The organism is Pseudoalteromonas sp. KS88, assembly GCF_004766475.1.
GTDB lineage: Bacteria > Pseudomonadota > Gammaproteobacteria > Enterobacterales > Alteromonadaceae > Pseudoalteromonas.
In genome coordinates, this window is record NZ_PYHV01000056.1 from 1 (window position 1) to 1886 (window position 1886).

Annotated in this window: 3 protein-coding genes; all 3 read left to right on the forward strand. The window is 36.5% G+C overall.

From position 1 onward, the window contains the following. Positions 1-120: 120 nt before the first annotated feature. The 3 genes from C7Y70_RS20455 to C7Y70_RS20465 all read left to right on the forward strand — a co-directional run bounded on the left by C7Y70_RS20455 (position 121) and on the right by C7Y70_RS20465 (position 1445). Positions 121-465, forward strand: coding sequence for a hypothetical protein (locus C7Y70_RS20455; protein ID WP_135476868.1), 345 nt, complete (start codon positions 121-123; stop codon positions 463-465). Between the two features lie 131 nt (positions 466-596). Further along, complete coding sequence (locus C7Y70_RS20460) at positions 597-1043, forward strand: hypothetical protein (RefSeq protein WP_135476870.1); 447 nt, start codon at positions 597-599, stop codon at positions 1041-1043. Between the two features lie 75 nt (positions 1044-1118). Next, positions 1119-1445, forward strand: a complete 327-nt coding sequence (locus C7Y70_RS20465) for a hypothetical protein (RefSeq protein WP_135476872.1) — start codon at positions 1119-1121, stop codon at positions 1443-1445. Positions 1446-1886: the final 441 nt, after the last annotated feature.

Genomic DNA, 1886 nt, shown 5'->3' on the forward strand with positions numbered 1-1886 from the left:
GTTTATTATCCATACAAGCAAATCAAGCTCGTTCCCTGCGGTCACTGGGACAATTACTCGTTGGCGGCTGCGCCATTTTCGCCAACGAGTAATTGCCCCTTATTAGGGTGTTAGGCGTACATGATGATTCACTTTCAAAGCAATGTATTAGAGTTTAAAGGGAAGAGTTTTGAACTTCCTCATTCTATTTTAGATGCTGAGGAAATCGGAGATAATGCATTCATTGTTTATGATTATATGGAGTTTAATAGCAACTCAGTTGCAAATAATATGTGCTGTATTGATCAAGTTGGTGAAGTAGTTTGGGTAGCCGAAAATGCAACAAACCACACTAATGATGCATATACGCATATTCTCCGAGAGGAAACAAAAGGTAATACTATTGCTGTAAATAATTTTGCAGGTTATTTTGCGTTGATCGATATACTCTCTGGAAAATTAATCAAATCAGAGTTTAGTAAGTAGCGCCTAACAAGCACTTTAAACGGAACAAAAACAGTTGGCTACGTTTCGCTCCGCTCCACATTATAGCCAACAATTTTTGTCCGCTTAAGTGGGCGTTAGTGTGTTCATTAAGGATCGAGTGTTAAATTTATATGATTGAATCAATTGAGAAAGACGTTAAGTCATACGAAGCGAAAGCTGGTGCTATGCTTGGCGCGATTAATACCTCAATATTTTTTATCGTCTTGTTCTCTATCTATGTTTTAATGCCCGATTTTTTTCAATCAATTTGTGAGATTTTGTCTCGAACAATGTTGTCGTTGATTGATGAAGGATCGACCGAGCCGAATTCAGGTAATGGTTTGCGTGGTGCTTCAGAGATATTTCTTTCTCTATCAAAATCTCGTGATACGGTTGGTGATTTAAAAGGCGTTCTTACTACTATTCCTGTTTTATTTGCAGCAATATTTGCTGGTAGTTACGTAAATTACAGACTTATTTTTAATAAGCTGCATGAGCTTAATATGTTAAAGCATAAAGAAAATATTAAAAAAAATGAGCAGGAACACACTAACAAGTCAATTCAACAGGACAAATAACCGTTGGTTTTGCTCCTGCGTCGCTAATTTTAACCAACTATTATTTGCCTCTGATTGAGGCGTTAGCAGTACAAGATGAATTTTCTCTGGAATCTGATATTTAAACGAAAAATTAGACGAGATGCTAGGGTTCCATTAACTCAAATATTGGAACAAATTTTATCGTACCTCGCAAAGTCAGAAGACTCTATATGGTCAGATATGGAAGTCGAAGAAACAGTACAAATAATAAATAAGCAATTACATTTGCTAAAGAGTTCAGGCAAAGTGAATGTGAGTAAACTCAATTACTTGTTCTTACCAACAGCACCATTACAAGAAATAGCAATGGAAAATGGCTGGGTTGATGAGTATTTAAAACTAGCAGAGCAATTTGATAGTCATATGGCAAAGTACTGCTAACAAGGCGCTTAACAGGACAAATAACAGTTGGCTTTTGCTCCTGCGTCGCCTATTTTAGCCAACAATTATTTGCCCATTAGCGGGGCGTTTTGCGCACAGGTACTATGAGCGATAGATTTAAACTCCTAAAATTTTATGCTATTCGCATGGAAGTATTTTTTGCCTGTGTTTGTGTTTTATTAGGTTTATTGCAACTTGTTAATTACGATTACACTGTTGCGTTAAAAGCTTTTGCGTATTGTTTTGCTTTTTTACAGGTTCCAATAATTCTAATGTGTTTACGGTTCAACAATTCGCTAAAAAAAGATGGTATTAAATAGCTAGCATAGTGCATATAACAAGCTGTTTAACAAGGACAAAATACAGTTGGCTGTTTTCGTTCCTCAACATTTTAGCCAGCTGTATTTTGCCCATTAACAGGGCTACATGGACTCCCCTTTG

Excerpts from the sequence above, each read along its gene's own strand:
- C7Y70_RS20455 (WP_135476868.1), top strand. The coding sequence starts at position 121 with ATGATGATTCACTTTCAAAGCAATGTATTAGAGTTTAAAGGGAAGAGT.
- C7Y70_RS20460 (WP_135476870.1), top strand. The coding sequence starts at position 597 with ATGATTGAATCAATTGAGAAAGACGTTAAGTCATACGAAGCGAAAGCT.
- C7Y70_RS20465 (WP_135476872.1), top strand. The coding sequence starts at position 1,119 with ATGAATTTTCTCTGGAATCTGATATTTAAACGAAAAATTAGACGAGAT.